We start from the raw sequence: 564 nt of genomic DNA on the forward strand, positions 1-564 counted from the left end.
ACGCAGTTTGAACCGAATTCCTTTCTCAGTCGTGCGATGCTGGTCGGTGCAGTATGGCATTCGCTCTATTAATTTTGCCGTTGAGAAAAAAAGCAGGACAATCCTCTGTATAACCGTCTCTGGCACACCCAATCTTGTTGAACAAGGCAACACGTTATCTGGCTGATAAAAAGGAGGGTAGAACAATGCGAATAAGGCTGACGTCAGTTTTATTGGCGATATTGCTTATTCTTTCTTTGGTATTTTTATCGGCCTGCGCCCCAACGGCTGCTTCGTCAGCAGAACCGACGGAGACGACAGTGCCAGCGGATTTGCCCGTTATGACCAAAATTTGGATCACGCCGGAATGCTATCAAGCCCATCCGGAGAACGCCGTTTATAACGCGCAGGGCGATCGGCTCTGCACTGACGGCGCTACGATGGAGGTTCTGGAGGCAGAAGGACCGGATATCAACGGCATGAGCAGCCAGCGACTTCCGGATACCAGACAACTGCGTTTTGTCCTGACCGGAGGGAGCGGCTGGGTCAACGTGCAGTGCGAACAGCTGTTTTTCCACTTGAATG

Annotated in this window: 1 protein-coding gene; it reads left to right on the forward strand. The window is 51.2% G+C overall.

All coding sequences use genetic code 11. From position 1 onward, the window contains the following. Positions 1 to 185: 185 nt before the first annotated feature. Positions 186 to 564 (forward strand): hypothetical protein (locus tag WMO66_RS00005; RefSeq protein WP_349134356.1); only part of this gene is annotated, 379 nt, incomplete at its 3' end.

It is taken from the genome of Faecousia intestinalis, assembly GCF_040096185.1.
Classification (GTDB): domain Bacteria; phylum Bacillota; class Clostridia; order Oscillospirales; family Oscillospiraceae; genus JAZOXB01.